This is a genomic window from Pseudomonas sp. FSL R10-2964 (assembly GCF_009600035.1).
Lineage (GTDB): Bacteria > Pseudomonadota > Gammaproteobacteria > Pseudomonadales > Pseudomonadaceae > Aquipseudomonas > Aquipseudomonas bubulae.
In genome coordinates, this window is the sequence record NZ_WIWH01000009.1 from 71,722 (window position 1) to 88,619 (window position 16,898).

Consider the following 16,898-nt stretch of genomic DNA (forward strand, 5'->3'; position numbering starts at 1 on the left):
CTTGCAGAGGCACCCGTAGATGCATTTCGCCAGCTCTATTCCCCCTTTGTCTTTAGGGTTGTTTCAGAGAGGCGGGCTAACCGTTATACTTTCGCCGCCCGCGAAACCGTGGTTGTGGGCGTGAATAGCCACCATTGAGGGTGAACGCGTGAACCTAATTATGAAAATGCTGGCCGTACCAGCAGCAGTAGTGGCCCTATGGGCAGTCAACGCTCAGGCAGCAACGAACGATGACATCGCAAAACGTCTTGAGCCAGTGGGTAAGGTCTGTGTTCAAGGGCAAGAATGCAAAGGGATGGACGTAGCAGCCTCGGTGGGCGGCGGCGGTGGCATGACCCCCGACGACATTATTGCCAAGCACTGCAGTGCTTGCCACGGCACCGGCTTGTTGGGCGCACCGAAAATCGGTGACACCGCGGCCTGGAAAGAGCGCGCCGATCATCAGGGCGGCCTTGATGGCATCCTGGCCAAAGCCATCACCGGTATCAACGCCATGCCGCCAAAAGGCACTTGCATGACCTGTACCGATGAAGAGCTAAAAGGCGCCATCGAGAAAATGTCCGGTTTGAAATAACCCGACCTTCTCTGAAAAAGCCGCTGATGGGCGGCTTTTTTGTGCCCGAAATTTGAGCTCGTCCGCGTCCTCTGCGCTATCACGTCTATATTCAAGACTGGATAAGGAGGATCAGATGGTGCAGTCCTGTTCGATCGAACGCGCAGTCGATGATGTGCTGGCGCGATTACCGATGCATATTCACCTTGGCCTGCCGCTGGGCCTGGGCAAGGCCAACCGCTTCGTCAATGCGCTGTATCAGCGGATCAGGCAGCTGCCCGAACGCCAACTGACGATCTATACCGCTTTGAGTCTGGGCCGCCCCCCACTTGGGGACGGACTGCAACGGTTGTTTCTGGAACCTTTTGTCGAGCGGGTATTTGGCGATTACATTGAGCTGGATTACCTGGCCGACCTGCTTCACAACAGCATGCCCACCAACATCCACGTCGAGCAGTTCTTTTTGCAGCCGGGCAGTTTGCTCAACAGCCCGCCTGCCCAGCAGGATTACGTCAGCAGCAATTACAGTCACGCGGCCCGCGACATCAATGCCAGCGGCCTGAACCTGGTGGCCCAACTGGTTGCTCGACACCCCGAGGATACCGCGCGTCTGAGCCTGAGCTGCAACCCGGATATCACCCTCGATTTGTTGCCCATGATTGCCAAGCGGCGTGCGGCGGGCGAGACCATTCTGATACTGGGCCAGGTACATGGTGACCTGCCTTATATGCCCGGCGACTCGGAGCTGAGTATCGACGATTTTGATCTGTTGATTGACGAAGATGAGCACACTACGTTGTTTTCAACGCCCAGCATGCCGGTCAATCTGCAAGACCATATGATCGGCCTGCATGCCAGCACCCTGATACGCGACGGCGGCACCCTGCAGATCGGCATTGGCTCGATGGGTGATGCCCTGAGTGCAGCCCTGCTCGCACGCCAGGGTGACAACGAGGGCTACCGCGACCTGCTCGACGCTATCGATATCACCCCGTGGCGCACGCTGATCGAGCAACAAGGTGGCGTCGAGCCATTTGCCCGGGGCCTGTATGGTTGCAGCGAGATGTTTGTCCACGGCCTGATGGTGCTGGCCGATGCCGGGATTGTGCGACGCAAGGTCTACCCCGATGCCGACAGGCAAGCCCAGGCCAATGCGGGCACCCTGGATGAAAGCTTGCAGGGTGACGGGGTCAGCATCCACGGCGGTTTTATCCTCGGCCCCCGCGATTTTTACCAGCGGCTAAGGGAGTTGCCCCACAGCAAGCGCCTTGAATTCAATATGACCGCCATCAGCTATATCAACGAATTATACGGCCAGGAAGAGTTGAAACGCCTGCAACGGCGTGATGCGCGCTTCGTCAACAGCGCATTCACCGTGACCTTGCTCGGTGCCGCCGTGGCTGATCAGCTCGAAGACGGCCGGGTGCTGAGCGGGGTCGGCGGGCAATACAACTTTGTTGCCCAGGGCCATGCCCTGCATGACGCACGCTCGGTGATCATGTTGCGCAGCTGGCGAGAGTCGGGCGGTGATGTAAGTTCCAATATTGTCTGGGAATACGGTCACTGCACCATCCCGCGGCATTTGCGCGACATTGTGGTCACCGAATACGGGATTGCTGATTTGCGCGGCAAAACCGACAGCAAAGTCATCGAGGCGCTGCTCAACATCACCGACTCGCGCTTCCAGACCGAACTGACCACCCAGGCACAACTGATGGGCAAGCTGCCCAAGGACTTTCGCCTTGATCCACGTTTTGCCGACAACAGCCCGCAGCGTTTGCAGGAGATCGCCGATCGGCACCCGCATTTGTTCCCGGAATACCCGCTGGGCAGTGATTTCAGCGCGCAGGAGCAAGACCTGCTGCGAGCGTTGAACTGGCTTAAAAGCAAATTCAAGCTCACGCAGATGTACCAACTGGGCAAGGCTACGCTGGACGCGCCTTCGCCCCAGGCATTCCCCGAACACCTGGAGCGCATGCAGCTCGCACAACCCGACGGGTTGCGCGATGAGCTGTACCAGCGTTTGCTGCTGGCAGGGCTGCAGGCAACCGCGAAAAGCAATTGACGCGCCTTTCGTAGCAGCTGCCGCCAGGCTGCGTTCGGCGGCGCAGCCTTCGTGCCTCGGCAGCTGCTACGGACTGAAAGGGTTACTCGATAAAGGTCACTTTACCGCCCGCCAGGGATTTGACCCGGGCCAGGGATTCAACGCGGTAGCCCTGTGCATCCAGCTCGGCACGGCCGCCCTGGAACGACTTCTCGATCACGATGCCCAGACCGGCCACGGTGGCGCCAGCTTGCTTGATGATCGAAATCAGCGCTTGCGAGGCCTTGCCATTGGCCAGGAAGTCGTCGATCACCAGCACGCGGTCGCTGCTTTGCAGGTGGCGCGGGGAAATCGCAACGGTGCTTTCAGTCTGCTTGGTGAACGAATACACCGTGGCCGACAGCAGGTTTTCAGTCAGGGTCAGGGACTGGTGCTTACGCGCAAAAATCACAGGTACACCCAAGTTCAAGCCAGTCATCACAGCAGGGGCGATACCCGATGCTTCGATAGTGACGATCTTGGTGATGCCCGAATCCTTGAACAAACGCGCGAACTCGTCGCCGATTTCCTTCATCAGCTGAGGATCGATCTGATGGTTCAAAAAGGCGTCGACTTTCAAAACCTGATCGGAAAGCACGATGCCTTCTTCGCGAATTTTCTTGTGCAGTGCTTCCAACGTAACGTCCTCAAATAGCGCTTTTGCGCTGAAGGTAGAGTAAAAAATAGTCGATTTTAGCGTTTTAGCATCGCGCGTATATCAGCCAGTGCTGTATTGCCGCGAACCGCTTTAACTTCGGTGGGGGTGTCATCGTTGCCTTCCCAGGCCAGATCGTCCGGGGGTAACTCATCGAGGAAACGGCTCGGCGCACAGTCAATGATCTCGCCGTACTGTTTACGCTTGGCGGCAAAGGTGAATGCCAGCGTCTCACGGGCACGGGTAATGCCCACATAGGCCAGGCGCCGTTCTTCTTCAATGGTGTCTGCTTCAATGCTGGAGCGGTGCGGGAGGATTTCTTCTTCCATGCCCATGATGAACACGTAGGGAAATTCCAGACCCTTGGAGGCGTGCAAGGTCATCATCTGCACGCCTTCGGCACCGTCTTCCTCTTCCTGCTGGCGCTCGAGCATGTCGCGCAGCACCAGTTTGCCGATGGCTTCCTCGATGGTCATGGCGCCGTCTTCGTCTTTTTCGAGGGTGTTTTTCAACGCCTCGACCAAAAACCAGACATTGGACATGCGGTAGTCCGCCGCCTTGTCGCTGGAGCTGTTGGTGCGCAGCCAGTTTTCGTAGTCGATGTCCATGATCATGCTGCGCAGCGCTGCAATCGGGTCTTCGCCCGAGCAATGCTCACGTACACGGTCCATAAAGCGCTTGAAACGTACCAGGCGGTCAGTGAAGCGTGCGTCCAGATGTTCGCCCAGGCCGATTTCATCGGTGGCGGCATACATCGAGATCTTTCGCTCGGTCGCGTAGTTACCCAGCTTTTCCAGGGTAGTCGAACCGATCTCGCGACGTGGGACGTTGATTACGCGCAGGAAGGCGTTATCGTCATCCGGGTTTACGATCAGGCGGAAGTAAGCCATCAGGTCTTTAACTTCCTGACGTCCGAAGAAGCTGTTGCCGCCCGACAAACGGTACGGGATCTGATGGTGCTGCAGCTTCAATTCGATCAGTTTGGCTTGATAGTTCCCGCGGTACAGGATCGCGAAGTCGCTGTACGGTCGATCGGTGCGCAGGTGCAGGGTGAGGATTTCGACGGCCACTCGCTCGGCTTCGGCGTCTTCGTTGCGGCAGCGGATCACCCGCACTTCGTCGCCGTGGCCCATCTCGCTCCACAACTGCTTTTCAAACTCGTGGGGGTTGTTGGCAATCAGGATATTGGCGCAGCGCAGAATACGGCTGGTGGAGCGGTAGTTTTGCTCCAGCATCACCACTTTCAAGGACGGGTAATCATCCTTGAGCAGCATCAGGTTTTCCGGGCGAGCGCCGCGCCAGGCGTAGATCGACTGGTCGTCGTCACCTACCACGGTGAACTGGTTGCGCTTGCCGATCAGGTATTTAACCAGCAGATACTGACTGGCGTTGGTGTCCTGATATTCGTCCACCAGCAGGTAACGCACCTTGTTCTGCCACTTTTCCAGAATGTCGGCATGTTCTTCGAACAGCTTGACCGGCAGCAGGATCAGGTCGTCAAAGTCCACCGCGTTGTAGGCCTTGAGCGTGCGCTGGTAGTGGGTGTAGACGATGGCTGCCGTCTGCTCCTTGGGGTTGCGCGCGTTTTCCAGAGCCTGGGGCGGCAGGATCAGGTCGTTTTTCCACGAGCCGATCATGTTCTTGATTTCGTCGACCCCGTCGTCGCCCGAATATTCCTTTTGCATGATGTCGGCCATCAGCGCCTTGACGTCAGCCTCGTCAAAGATCGAGAAGCCGGGCTTATAGCCCAGCCGCGCGTGCTCCTTGCGGATGATGTTGAGGCCCAGGTTGTGGAACGTGCACACCGTCAAGCCGCGGCCTTCACCCTTTTTAAGCAGGGTGCCGACACGCTCTTTCATCTCGCGGGCGGCTTTGTTGGTAAAGGTCATGGCGACGATGTATTGGGCACGGATGCCACAGTTCTGGATCAGGTGCGCGATTTTGCGGGTAATCACGCTGGTTTTGCCGGAGCCTGCGCCGGCGAGCACCAATAGAGGGCCGCCGACGTAGCTCACGGCTTCTTGCTGCCGGGGATTGAGTCGGGACATGACGAGATCAGGGGTCGTTTGTAAAAAGGGCGGGCATTTTAACAGGCTGAGCAAATATTGCTGCCTCTGTGCGACGGTGTGACATGCCACATCCTTTAAATTTACTGCTTTTGTTACTTTCGCACAGGATGTAAAGAGTATTTCCAGCTACCGTAGGGTTAATGCAGCAAATAAGTATTTGATAACCAGTGTCATTGCCATTGGTTGCCGGCACGTCATAATGCCCACTGCCCGAATTTTTGCAGAGTCTAGGGAGCTAGCTTGTCTACGCCTGTCGAACCCTTGCGTTTGCTGCTATTGGCCGAAGAGCCATCTTGGGCAGCGTTGTTGCGCGAGTGTCTGGCGCCAATGGGAAGTGCGGCCGTCCTGATATGCGCGCCGAGCTGGGAGTCTGTCAGCCATCTGTTCGAAAACGATCGCAATGCGCTGCTCCTGACGACCCCGGCCCTGCAGCCCCCAGCGGGCCGCTGCCGCCTGCCCACGGTTTTGCTGCTCGACAGCGAGCCTGATAGCGCTCCAGCGGGCGTCAGCGACTGGCTGGTCGGCGCCAGCCTGACGGGCGATGTACTGCGCCGCTGTCTGCGCCATGTGCGTGAACGCGGCCTGCTGGAACACACCTTGCAGCGCCTCGCCGAAGAGGACCCACTGACCGGCATTGCCAACAGGCAAGGCTTCCAGACCCTGCTGGCCGTGCGTCTGGCCGAAAGTGACGGCCGTGGCATTGCCCTGGGCCATCTGGACCTGGACAACTTTCGTCACGCCAACGATGCATTGGGCCATCAGGCTGGCGACCGCCTGATCCTGCAAGTAGTGGCGCGCCTCAAAAGCCAGCTTGAAGCGGGTGACCAACTGGCCCGTCTTGGCAGTGATGAATTCGCCCTGTTGATCAACACCCATCGCGCGCCCGAGCGTGCCGAATGGATGGCCGAACGCATTACCGAGGTGATGGCCGAGCCCTACTGGGTCGACGGCGAAAGCCTGTTGATCGGCTGCAGCCTGGGTATTGCCCATGCCCGCGCCAACGCCGGGGCCGACCCGTTGATGTGGCACGCGCACATTGCCATGCAACAGGCCAAAAGCACCCAGGGTTGTACCTTCCACGTATTCAACGAGCGTATCAATCGCAATGCCCGCAGCCTGGCCGACCTCGAAAGCGAGTTGCGCCGGGCGTTGCGCCGTGACGAACTGGAACTGCATTACCAGCCGCGCCTGGATCTTGGCACGGGGCAAATCGTCGGGCTGGAAGCGCTGGTGCGCTGGCGCCATGCCGAGCGTGGTCTGTTGGCTCCGAGTGAGTTCGTGCCTTTGGCCGAGCAAAGCGGGCTGATTGTGCCGCTGGGGTACTGGGTTATCTCCCGTGCCCTGCGGGATATGCAGGCGTTGCGCGAACGCGGGCTTGAGCCGCTGCACATGGCGGTCAACCTGTCGTTTCGCCAGTTTCAGGACAGCCAGTTGCTTTCGACCCTCAGCCGCCTGATCAGCGAACGCGGCGTAGAAGCACAGTGGCTGGAGTTCGAGCTGACCGAAACGGCCGTGATGCGGCGCAGTGATCTGGTCAAACAGACCATGGATGCCCTGGGCCGACTGGGTGTGCGTTTTTCGCTGGATGATTTCGGTACGGGTTTTTCATCGTTTGTGCACCTCAATAGCCTGCCGATTACGCTGCTCAAGATCGACAAAAGCTTTGTGGGCGGCATGGAAAGCCGCGAAGAGAACCGCAAACTGGTCCACGCCATGATCAACCTGGCCCACAACCTGAAACTGGAAGTGGTTGCCGAAGGCGTCGAAACTCCCGAACAGCTTGCTCTATTGCGTGATTTTGGTTGCGATCAGGTGCAGGGCTACTTCATCAGCAAGCCGCTGCCGCTGGCCGAACTGGTGGAGTATTTGACGTTTGGGGCCGGGCAGCAGGTGCCAATTGCGCTCTAGGGCTTAAGAAAAACTTCCGTAGCAGCCTCGTTCCTTCGGCAGCTGCTACACAGCTACGCCCGCCACTTTGGCCGCCTTGCGCTCCAGCTTGATCATGCGCCGTACCTTCCACTCGAACGCCAGGGTCAAGCTGATCGCTGCACAGGCCAGGCCCGTCGCCAGCCCCCACCAGACACCTGCCGGGCCCCAACCGAAGGTAAAGGCCAGCATCCAGGCCATTGGCGCGCCAATCACCCAATAGCAGAACAGCCCCACCAGAAAGGTGGTCTTGGCATCCTTGAGCCCGCGAATCGCGCCCATGGCGATGGTTTGTGCGCCATCAAACAGCTCAAACCATGCCGCTACCGCCAGCAGGCTGACGGCCAGCTCAAATACCGGACGGAATGCAGGGTCGTTGTAATCGAGGAACAACCCCACCAGATCCCTTGGCCAAAACCAGAACACCACGGAAAACCCGAGCATCACACATGCACCAAAACCGATACCGACCCGTCCTGCCAGCCGCGCCCGCTGCAAGTCACCACCACCATAGTGCTGGCCAATACGCATGGTGATCGCATACGACATGCCTGCAGGTACCATAAATGCCACCGATACGATTTGCAGTGCGATCTGGTGCGCTGCCAGCTGTGTGCTGCCCATGGTGCCCATGCACAGTGCTGCGAAGGCAAACAAACCGACTTCCACGGCATAGGTCCCGCCAATCGGCAGGCCGAGCCGCCACAGTTCCCGCAGATAAGTCAGATTGATCCGCGACAGGCCCTTGCTGATCGGGTACGCGTTGTAGGCCGGATGCCGATGGATATGCCAGGCCAACCCCAGCGCCATGCAGGTCGCCACAATCGCCGTGACCAGGCCGATACCCATCAAGCCCAGTTTTGGCAGGCCGAACATGCCGGTAATCAGCGCGTAATTGAGCACAAAGTTGGCCACGGTACCGATCAGGCTGATCACCATCACCGGTGTGGCCCGGCCCATTGCACTGGTAAAGCCGCGCAGGGCCATAAAAGTCATATAGCCGGGCAGGGCAAACGGTAGCAGCAGCAGAAACTGGCCAGCCGCTTCAACGTTGGTGGGCGTCTGGCCAAACAGCAACAATAGCGGTTTGATATTCCACAGCATTACCGCGCCGCCCAGCGCCAGTGCCCAGGCGAGCCACAACCCGGCCTGAGTCAGGCGGGTCGCCCCTTCGATATCCCCTGCACCTTGGCGAATCGACACCAGCGTGCCCACGGCAGCGATGACGCCAATGCAGAAAATCGACACGAACGAGTAGCTGGCCGCTCCCAGGCTCCCGCCAGCCAGAGCCTCCGGGCTCAAGCGCGCCATCATCAGGGTATCGGTGAGTACCATCAGCATGTGAGCCAGCTGCGAAGCGATCAGCGGCCCGGCCAACCTCATAATGGCCGAGAGTTCGATACGTGCAGGATGCTGTTTGGTCATTGTAGAAATTTCTATAGGTGCGTTGAAAGGCTTGATTCTCGGCGCGTTGAGTGTTTTAAGCAAAGGGATAAAAACGATCACTGGCATGATTTAAACTCATGGTTGATCTTGCCTTCTGTGCCATCACCTTTTGAGCTATAGGAATATGAGTAATGGCTCGTAGCCTTCCTCCGCTTTACGCCTTGCGCGCCTTTGAGGCTGCAGCTCGCCATAGTTCATTCACCCGGGCGGGCGAAGAGCTGTCCATTACCCAGAGCGCTGTCAGTCGCCATATCAAAACCCTGGAAGCGCATTTCGCCTGCCGGTTATTTCAGCGCAGCGGGCGCAGCCTGCAACTCACCGAAGCCGCGCGCTTGCTGCTGCCGGGAGTGCGCGAAGGCTTTGCCGCCCTGGAGCGCGCCTGTACTACCTTGCGCGCTGAAGATGACATCTTGCGCATGAAAGCCCCCTCGACCCTGACCATGCGCTGGTTATTGGCCCGCCTGAGCCGCTTTCGCCACTTGCAGAGCGGCAATGAGGTGCAACTGACCAGTGCCTGGATGGACATTGACCATGTGGATTTCAATCACGAGCCATTCGACTGTGCAGTGCTGTTGAGCAACGGCCACTTTCCGCCTGACTGGGAGGCCACGCTGCTGTTCCCGGAGATGCTGATCCCGGTCGGTGCGCCCGCCATTCAGGGCGACGCGCCATGGGACGTCACACGCCTGGCGAGCACTGAGCTGCTGCACCCTACGCCTGACCGCCGCGACTGGCGGCGTTGGCTCGATTGCATGGGCCTGGGCGGGCAAGTGTCACTCAAGGGCGGGCAAGTTTTCGACACCCTGGAGCTGGGCATGATTGCCGCCGCCCGGGGCTACGGCATTTCCATGGGGGATTTGTTGATGGTGGCCGAAGACGTTGCCCAGGGGCGCCTGAGCCTGCCGTTCCCTGCTGCCGTGGCCAGCGGCGATAATTACTATCTGGTTTGGCCCAAGACCCGTCCCGGGGGCGAGCGTTTGCGTCGACTCAGCGACTTTTTGCAGCAGGAAGTCGCTGCCATGGTGCTGCCAACCGTTGAGCAGTTGCACTGACCGCCATAATCAGCCACTGAATGGCCGATATTGCAACGCCTCTGCGAGATGCTTGCGCTCTATATTGTGTGCCTGCTCCAGGTCCGCCAGGGTCCTTGCCACTTTCAGCAGTCGGTGTGCCGCTCGCAGTGACAAGGTCATGCGCTCGCAAGCCGCTTCCAGCCAGCTGTTATCCATATCGCTCAAGCGGCATTGGGTTCGCACGCCCGGCAGATCGAGAAAGGCATTGGCGCAGCCCTGACGTTGCAGTTGGCGCTCACGCGCCGCAGCCACAAGCCCGGCGGCGTTGGCCGTGGTCTCACCTGAAGCAAGCGGCGGGTTGAGAGAGGTGGTCTCGCGGGCTACGGTCAGGTGCAGGTCGATGCGATCGAGCAACGGGCCGGAAAGTTTGTTGCGATAGCGCTGGATTTGCTCCGGTGTACAGCGGCAGCGGCCAGTGGGTTCGCCAAGATATCCACAGGGGCAGGGATTCATCGCCGCAACCAGTTGGAAGCGCGCCGGAAAACGCATGCGATCTTTCGCCCGTGCAATCACGATAAAGCCGCTTTCCATGGGCTCTCGCAAGACTTCCAGAACCTTGCGATCAAACTCGGGAAGCTCATCCAGAAACAATACGCCGTGATGGGCCAGGGTTATTTCCCCGGGCCGCGGTTTGGAGCCGCCGCCCACCAGCGCCGGCCCCGAGGCCGAATGATGAGGTTGGCGAAACGGTCGCTGTGGCCAGCAGTTCAATGGCACTTGGCTGGCCACTGACTGAATGGCGGCCACTTCCAGCGCCTCTTGCTCATTGAGCGGTGGCAACAAGCCGGGCAGGCGGCTGGCCAGCAAGGTTTTACCCGTGCCCGGCGGCCCGGTAAACAGCAGGTTGTGACTGCCAGCAGCAGCGACCAGCAATGCCCGTTTGGCCGAAAGCTGCCCTTGGACATCGCTCAGGTCGGGATAGGGTTTGCTGATATGCAGCAAGCCGCTGGGGATATAGGGCTCTATCACCTCCCGACCTGCGAAATGGGCCACCAACTGCAACAAGTGCTCGGCCGCAATTACTGTCAGCCCGCAGGCCAGGCAGGCTTCTTCGGCATTGGCCTGCGGTACCACCAGCGCCCGGCCTGCGGCCCTTGCTGCCAGGGCGGCAGGCAATATGCCCTGCACTGGCCTGATTGCGCCCGATAGCGCCAGTTCGCCCAAACACTCCACCTGCTCCAGCGCCACAGCCGGCAGTTGCCCGCTGGCCGCCAAAATGCCCAGGGCAATGGCCACATCAAAACGACTCTGCACCGGCATGTATGCAGGGTATGGACAAACCTCTCGCGCAGCTTAGATCGGGGCTTGCAGGCGGTATTGGTGTGTCCATGGGACTATCGCAAAAAAGCGGAAATAAATCCCATTTTGTCCTCGGGACTAACGTAGTCTCGTCACGTTCGGTGGTAAAGGTGAAGTCCGGAGGCCTTCTATCTCTTGAGTCAGTTCAAGAATCTTGGCGTCAGCTTCGAGCAAAAGTGAGGCAACCCTGTCACGTTGAGTTTTTAGTTCCTCAATTCGTTGCCGATAAGACCTGTTCTCCCGACGTTTTTTCATAGTTGCCTGCCGAGGGGACTCTATCCTTTGCTGAGCGTGGTTGCTGACCCAGTGTTGAATCTCGGCAACAAGATCAGGGAAACGCGACTTTTTGAGTGCTGAAGGATCATTACCTGCCTCCTTAGCAACGAGATTTTGAGATAAAGGAGTTCCTTGAGGCACACGAATTGGTTGATCTTTTTTAAGTCGTTCAAATGCTTCTCTAAAACCCTGTTCTGCTTTACTCACAATGCACCCTCTTCAAGAGTAATCAAAATATTGCTCACTGCTTTATGTTGCAGGGTGAGAGATTCATGGTATGGAGATGCAAGTGGTGCAAGTTCCATACGTTCTTCAATTACTGATTGAAGAACAATCAGTTCTGGCACGCGCTCCTTGTCGAACAGTGCCTCGGTGCATGGCCCTTTTCCATGCCCACCACCACAATGAATGAGTGTGTCAGCGCCTCCAAGCGAACAGTGCCCTCTCTTTACGCAACCACCAGCAAGCGTTTCTTTCCAACTGACTAAACCCTTTCTAGCTGAACTTGCGAGCTTTTTTGCATCGCTGGTTGAAACAATGTTAAGTAAGTTCTGCTTCCTGGACTCTCCATATGGGCTAACGAAGCGCGGAGTCATTAATCTTGTTATTTCCTTGCTCAACACTTCGTACATGGTCTTCACGTACGTTGCATAGGCAACCGGGTCGAGGTTAACTCTCGAATGACCGCGGCCATAATAAAGGCTCATAGAGCGCGTCGCATGCTTGAGCTGATACTGTACTGATGGATCTGATACCAGTCCCGAAGCCTGCATGTTAACCGCGCCAGTCCGGCGAAGTTGGTGCCAGCCAAGCGGCCAGACCTTTCCGACATTGTAAGAAGCGCCCAGTGATGGGGTAAGCAATCGAGCATACTCCAAATCAGGCTCAGTTATAGTCAGTTCTTTAAGATCAAATAACACAGGATTGGATTTTAGAAGAGAGAGGTAGCTCGGATATGCCGGTCGCGTTTGGAACTTTTCTCCACTCCATGTGCCTGGAGCCCAAGGTTCATATTGTCGGAGATGAAGCCACGGCTTTTCAATCAGATCCTTTGGAATAGAGATGGAGGATCTTTTCAGTGCTGTATTCATTTTTAAGGTAGCTACGTGTGTAAGTACGGTAACAGCAGACTGTGTTGATGGCGAAGTAACCCAGCGAGCGTCCGAGTCTTGTATCGTCTTTGTTGTAATACCGCCGAGTGTGTAGATGGCGCCAAATTGAGGATCATTCTCGACATCTAGGCATCCAATTCTGAGCTTCCAAGCCTCATCCACACGCATTAATGAGAAGTTTAATAAGTATGCCATTCCGACGCGGGACGCAAGCGTCATGTAGCTGCTTAATGATAAGATAGTTAATTTTTCTTTCGGGGCGCCTGCTTTAAGCGTCCACTTCATAACCGTAGCCAGTAGATTATGTTTTTCGGCATAGTATGAAAAAGGTTCGAAATTTCGAGAGAACGAAAATTCGTCTATGTTACGCTCTCCGCTTTCGTAGATCGCGTCTAGTGATCCAAACCTATCTATGTAAAGAGAAATGCATTCGTTGTAGCAGTCGGCAACACGGTCAGCACAGACCAAATAGTCATCTATGAATTCTTTCAGCCGGTTGACCTGGTATAGCCAAATCCTTGGGGGAATATAGGCAGTTTGTGATCGCTCATGACGACTGATATTGTTTGCGAGCCGACGCAGCCCTTCCTTATCTAAGATGGTATGTCCGAACGCGTGCCGATATTCATATAGTACGTGAAGAAGAATTAAAGCGCTTTGTGCGCTCGATGAAGAAAATCCACTATGAAGCTCATCAACGACTTCGGGATGGCGATATAGATCGGAGACCTCAATATTTTTCCGGGCACAAAGTTTGAACAACGGTATGAGCTGCGTAAACCTACGATTCAGAGTCCCAGCAGTGTTCACTGATCTGGGACCCCACAACCACCAAGCGCATATAAGTTTTGCCATGTCAACACATGCGTCTGATGTGGCCGTGTTCAGATTTGAAATGATTCTAAAATTAAGATTCATCCGGCGTTCGGCCCATGGTGACAAGTCCCATATCGGATCACCATATCTACTTATGACTTTACCGGCATGGTCCGTTACAACAATGCAGTCCGATGTGGGGGGCCAAGTTTTAGGTTTGAAATTCTCAGACTCTGGGCTAACAAAATGCACGTCCATGCCTAGGGCGAAGTGTAGTTCGGAAAAATCCATGCTCTATAATCTCATTTCCGCAAGTTTGACAAACCCATCCCACTTAGGATGATAGCTACCTTCTTCAATACGGGTTGTCGATTCTGCAAGCCACGGCAAAAATTGCTCATCATTCTTGAAGGCGTCGAATTTTTTTGTAATCGCATCTACAGCCAGAAATGCCGGATGATCTTCTTTTGTTAAAGCGTTGGGCCGTTGAGTTGCAAGCTCCAACGACTTCAAGTGCCGATAGCTCATGAGGGACCAAATGTGATCAAAATCTGCGATGTCTCTTTGATGAATACAAAATAGACACCCTGCAGGATTAGTACAGTCGGGCTTTGGGGCCTCTTTCGATAATGCCTCAGCGGCCTGTGGTTCAGGTTTGACGCAAACTACAGGTCCTGGGGCTGCAAAAGCTGGATCGGTCTTCTGATGGTATCTGCTTATTTCCGCGAGGGCGGTCTGATGATTAGGGCGATCATAAGAGGTTAGCAACGTAAGTTCAGTATGCTGAGCCATCTCAGATGTTAGAATAGGATCATTAGTCTTTCTCAACAGCCAATTGACTTTCGAGAGTCTCAGCGCTCTGGGCAATACAACCTTGATATCTAAGATTGACATAATCCTTTTGACCGATTGGAAATCGTAACTCGAACCTGGCGCCCTTCTAAAGTGTGATCTTATTGGAAACAAAAGCTCATCTTCAGGAAATAATGCATCACGCCATTTTAGATATCGGTCAAAGTGTTCCCGATACTCGCTGAATATGTCGAATTCGGTTTCGCCACCTCTTCGGTCTTTGTGAATCCGATTTACATGGTAGCCCCCACTAAAGCTCTGATATGTAAACTTTCCAGTTTGTAAAGACATCGCCTGTGTGAAGTTAATTTGAGTTTGTGCGATGAATATCAGGATCTCGGCTTCGATTCTCAAATTCATCAACGGATATCTCGTTCTCCAGGTTTTTTCGGCTATATATCTTTCTCGCGGTTCACTTACCTTAGTGTTGTTTGTGTTTTTTAATTTTTCAGGAGGGACCAACCCGCTCCACAGTTCTATTGTCTGCCCCGAGCGAAAGTTCAAAGCTGCTGGCAATGCACCAAACACCGTCTTGTCGTCCAGAGAAGTACAAATGTCAAGCAGGGCGCTTCCGAATACAAACAGATCACTGAAGTTTAGCTTGTCACTACTACGACTCCAATCTTTGCTTCTTCGTCCAATGCGAACACGCGTTAGAGAGATTATCTTTTTTTTACGATTTAGCGCCCTATCTATAACGCTGCCAACTCCACCCACTCTGCCAAATGCGCTGTGCAGTTTTTTTGTCCCAGCGCGTGATTCGTCAAGTGTCCAATTGCACCAGTTGATAAATGCCATTTCAACATTTTTGATCGTCATTGCCTGATTATTTTTGTCGCCCCAGGCGTAAAAGGCCCTAATTTTTTGAATGGCAGATTTGACTGTGTGTTGACTTTTTCCGGCCACCAAGTCTGCTGTTAGCGTTTCGTAGAACAACGTAGCTAGTGAGAGTCGTGCCTGTTCTGGGCGGGGAAGTGCATTATTCGAAATAAATCGGGTAGCTTCTTTCATGGAAAGGCAACTCAATCCTTCGTAAAGCAATGAATTTAGACTCCACGGTGTTTCTAGGCGCCCATATTCAACGTTTTCTCTTATCGTGAGATCCTGCATGATCAAACAGACTCTTTGCTAGCAGCATTAAAAAATGCTTGCGTAAATTCGTTTGCGATGAAGGCTTTTATAGGAGATTTTTCCACGAATTTTATGTACTTTATTGTTGTTTTTTCATCAGCATGCAGCATCGCATCTTTTACGATAGCAAGCGCGTGAATCGAGCCACCCGCTTTAATTGCCAATCTAGCGAGTTCAGTTGCGAAAGTGCAACGAGTTTGGTGAAACTTAAATTTATATAGCGCACTTACTCCAACTTTTATTCCTATCTTTCGAAAGGAGGACATTGCTGTATTTAACGATGGTGATCTATCCTTGTTGCGCTCGCCGAAAGGATTTCCGTTCTTTGTCAAAAAGACCAAGTCCCTGTTTTCTACGGACGCCCTTGCCTCGCGTTTCAATCTCTCCGGGTCATAGCAATAGGTTAATAAACTTTCTAGGAGGATCTGCGGAATTAAGATTTGTCCAGTGACCCCTCCTTTTGTAGGGACTGGCGGATTTGCACCAGGCCCTACAGCCAGTCGATACAGATTGGTGGAAGCAGGGTCCGCCACAGCGTTAAGCAATGTGGACACCTTGAGCCCCGTCAACGTTTGAACCCTCATGCCGGTGAAGAACCCGCACATCAGCATCAACCAAAACTCATGCGTACAATATACCTTCGCCACATCGATGATTTTTGCCCTGTCTGCCTCTGATACTGGATATAGGCCGCCTTCCAACTTGTCGCCTACAGATGGCCGATTTGGTATAGATAGGCTGGTAGTATTAACAGTAATCGTTCGCTCTAGACCATAGGCATTACTGTAGTTTATGTTTACAAAGCTTTCTCGCCACATGGGCCACTCTGGAGTTAGAACACCGTTAGCACGTAGCCAGCGATAAAACTGAATGACCACACGCATGCGTTGCGAAGAAGTGGAAGGCGCAAGATCACCAGCTTTTCGGGCTCTTACCAAATAGCCCCGGAACTTTACCAAGCATCTTTCACTTTCCCGAGCTGGAAAATCCCGCCAGTCTGTGCCCGTAGTCTCCAGCCATTTCATATAGCCGTGAATTGCGGAGGACTTTGATTTTAGTGTCTGAATATCTTTTTGAACTGTTGTACCTTGTAACATAAGCCATAAGTTTGCTTCGCGCCACGGTGAGCCATCGGCCCAAAATAACTGCGGTAATGATTCGATAGGTCGTTGATGTTTTAGCGTTTCCCAAGCCACGCTTTCTGTGCTGACAGACGCGTATGCTGGTACGTAATTGATATATTCCTGCCGCGCCATCGACACACTCTCTCTCCTCCGCCAGGAGGATGCTCGTCACCCTAGGTGTCCATAGCGTGACCAACACAGTGTGCGCTGTCCATACCCTCTATTAACCTGTGCCCGCCGTCCTTGGGCAGGTCGGCGGGCGCGAGGTTGAGGGTGATACGCCGGGCCGGGAAATCCAGGGTGGAGTTGATGATTGCGCTGCGTACCCGGTCTTTACTTTCCTTGACCGCTGTTTCGGGCAAACCAACCAGCGTCAACGCAGGCAACCCATTGGCCAGATGCGCTTCGACCGTAACGGCAGGCGCCTCGACGCCCACTTGGGCGCGGCTGTAAACAATCGCCAGAGCCATGACTCTTTCCTTG

At 54.9% G+C, this 16,898-nt stretch carries 11 protein-coding genes and 2 pseudogenes; 4 read left to right on the forward strand and 9 right to left on the reverse strand.

What is annotated here, in order from left to right:
• Nucleotides 1–160: 160 nt before the first annotated feature.
• The gene (locus GHN92_RS07215) at nt 161–574 is read left to right on the forward strand and encodes a cytochrome c5 family protein (RefSeq protein ID WP_094999735.1); all 414 of its coding nucleotides are present in this window, start codon (nt 161–163) and stop codon (nt 572–574) included.
• A 115-nt stretch (nt 575–689) separates the two neighbouring features.
• Nucleotides 690–2,618 (forward strand): acetyl-CoA hydrolase/transferase C-terminal domain-containing protein, encoded by a 1,929-nt coding sequence (locus tag GHN92_RS07220; protein ID WP_095023182.1) that lies wholly within the window; start codon nt 690–692, stop codon nt 2,616–2,618.
• An 82-nt stretch (nt 2,619–2,700) separates the two neighbouring features.
• On the opposite strand, the gene GHN92_RS07225 is transcribed toward GHN92_RS07220, so the two are convergent.
• Both GHN92_RS07225 and rep read right to left on the reverse strand, forming a co-directional pair.
• Nucleotides 2,701–3,273, reverse strand: coding sequence for a xanthine phosphoribosyltransferase (locus GHN92_RS07225; protein WP_016782674.1), 573 nt, complete (start codon nt 3,271–3,273; stop codon nt 2,701–2,703).
• Nucleotides 3,274–3,329: 56 nt separating this feature from the next.
• Entirely contained in the window at nt 3,330–5,339 is a 2,010-nt protein-coding gene (gene rep / locus GHN92_RS07230; RefSeq protein WP_016782673.1) for a DNA helicase Rep, read from the reverse strand.
• A gap of 261 nt (nt 5,340–5,600) precedes the next feature.
• On the opposite strand from rep, the gene GHN92_RS07235 reads away from it, so the two are divergent.
• On the forward strand, nt 5,601–7,268 hold the full coding sequence (locus GHN92_RS07235; RefSeq protein ID WP_094999737.1) for a bifunctional diguanylate cyclase/phosphodiesterase: 1,668 nt from the start codon (nt 5,601–5,603) through the stop codon (nt 7,266–7,268).
• A gap of 45 nt (nt 7,269–7,313) precedes the next feature.
• On the opposite strand, the gene GHN92_RS07240 is transcribed toward GHN92_RS07235, so the two are convergent.
• Complete coding sequence (locus GHN92_RS07240) at nt 7,314–8,711, reverse strand: NorM family multidrug efflux MATE transporter (RefSeq protein ID WP_095026821.1); 1,398 nt, start codon at nt 8,709–8,711, stop codon at nt 7,314–7,316.
• Nucleotides 8,712–8,863: 152 nt separating this feature from the next.
• Here GHN92_RS07240 and GHN92_RS07245 point away from each other — a divergent pair, with 152 nt between their 5' ends.
• Nucleotides 8,864–9,784, forward strand: coding sequence for a LysR substrate-binding domain-containing protein (locus GHN92_RS07245; RefSeq protein WP_094999739.1), 921 nt, complete (start codon nt 8,864–8,866; stop codon nt 9,782–9,784).
• A gap of 9 nt (nt 9,785–9,793) precedes the next feature.
• Here the strand turns inward: GHN92_RS07245 and GHN92_RS07250 are convergent.
• The 6 genes and pseudogenes from GHN92_RS07250 to GHN92_RS07275 form a co-directional block, all read right to left on the reverse strand.
• Nucleotides 9,794–11,053: pseudogene (locus GHN92_RS07250) on the reverse strand (YifB family Mg chelatase-like AAA ATPase); the annotation flags it as partial.
• 129 nt (nt 11,054–11,182) lie between these two features.
• Nucleotides 11,183–11,587, reverse strand: a complete 405-nt coding sequence (locus tag GHN92_RS07255) for a hypothetical protein (protein ID WP_218580730.1) — start codon at nt 11,585–11,587, stop codon at nt 11,183–11,185.
• Nucleotides 11,584–13,599 carry a hypothetical protein gene (locus GHN92_RS07260; protein ID WP_153379773.1) on the reverse strand — a complete coding sequence of 672 codons (2,016 nt, stop codon included), beginning with the start codon at nt 13,597–13,599 and terminating at the stop codon, nt 11,584–11,586. The genes GHN92_RS07255 and GHN92_RS07260 overlap by 4 nt, the downstream gene beginning before the upstream one ends.
• A 3-nt stretch (nt 13,600–13,602) precedes the next feature.
• Entirely contained in the window at nt 13,603–15,171 is a 1,569-nt protein-coding gene (locus GHN92_RS07265) for a hypothetical protein (RefSeq protein WP_153379775.1), read from the reverse strand.
• Nucleotides 15,172–15,272: 101 nt separating this feature from the next.
• Entirely contained in the window at nt 15,273–16,547 is a 1,275-nt protein-coding gene (locus GHN92_RS07270) for a site-specific integrase (protein WP_153379777.1), read from the reverse strand.
• Between the two features lie 101 nt (nt 16,548–16,648).
• A pseudogene (locus GHN92_RS07275) lies at nt 16,649–16,885 on the reverse strand (magnesium chelatase domain-containing protein); the annotation flags it as partial.
• Nucleotides 16,886–16,898 lie beyond the last annotated feature (13 nt).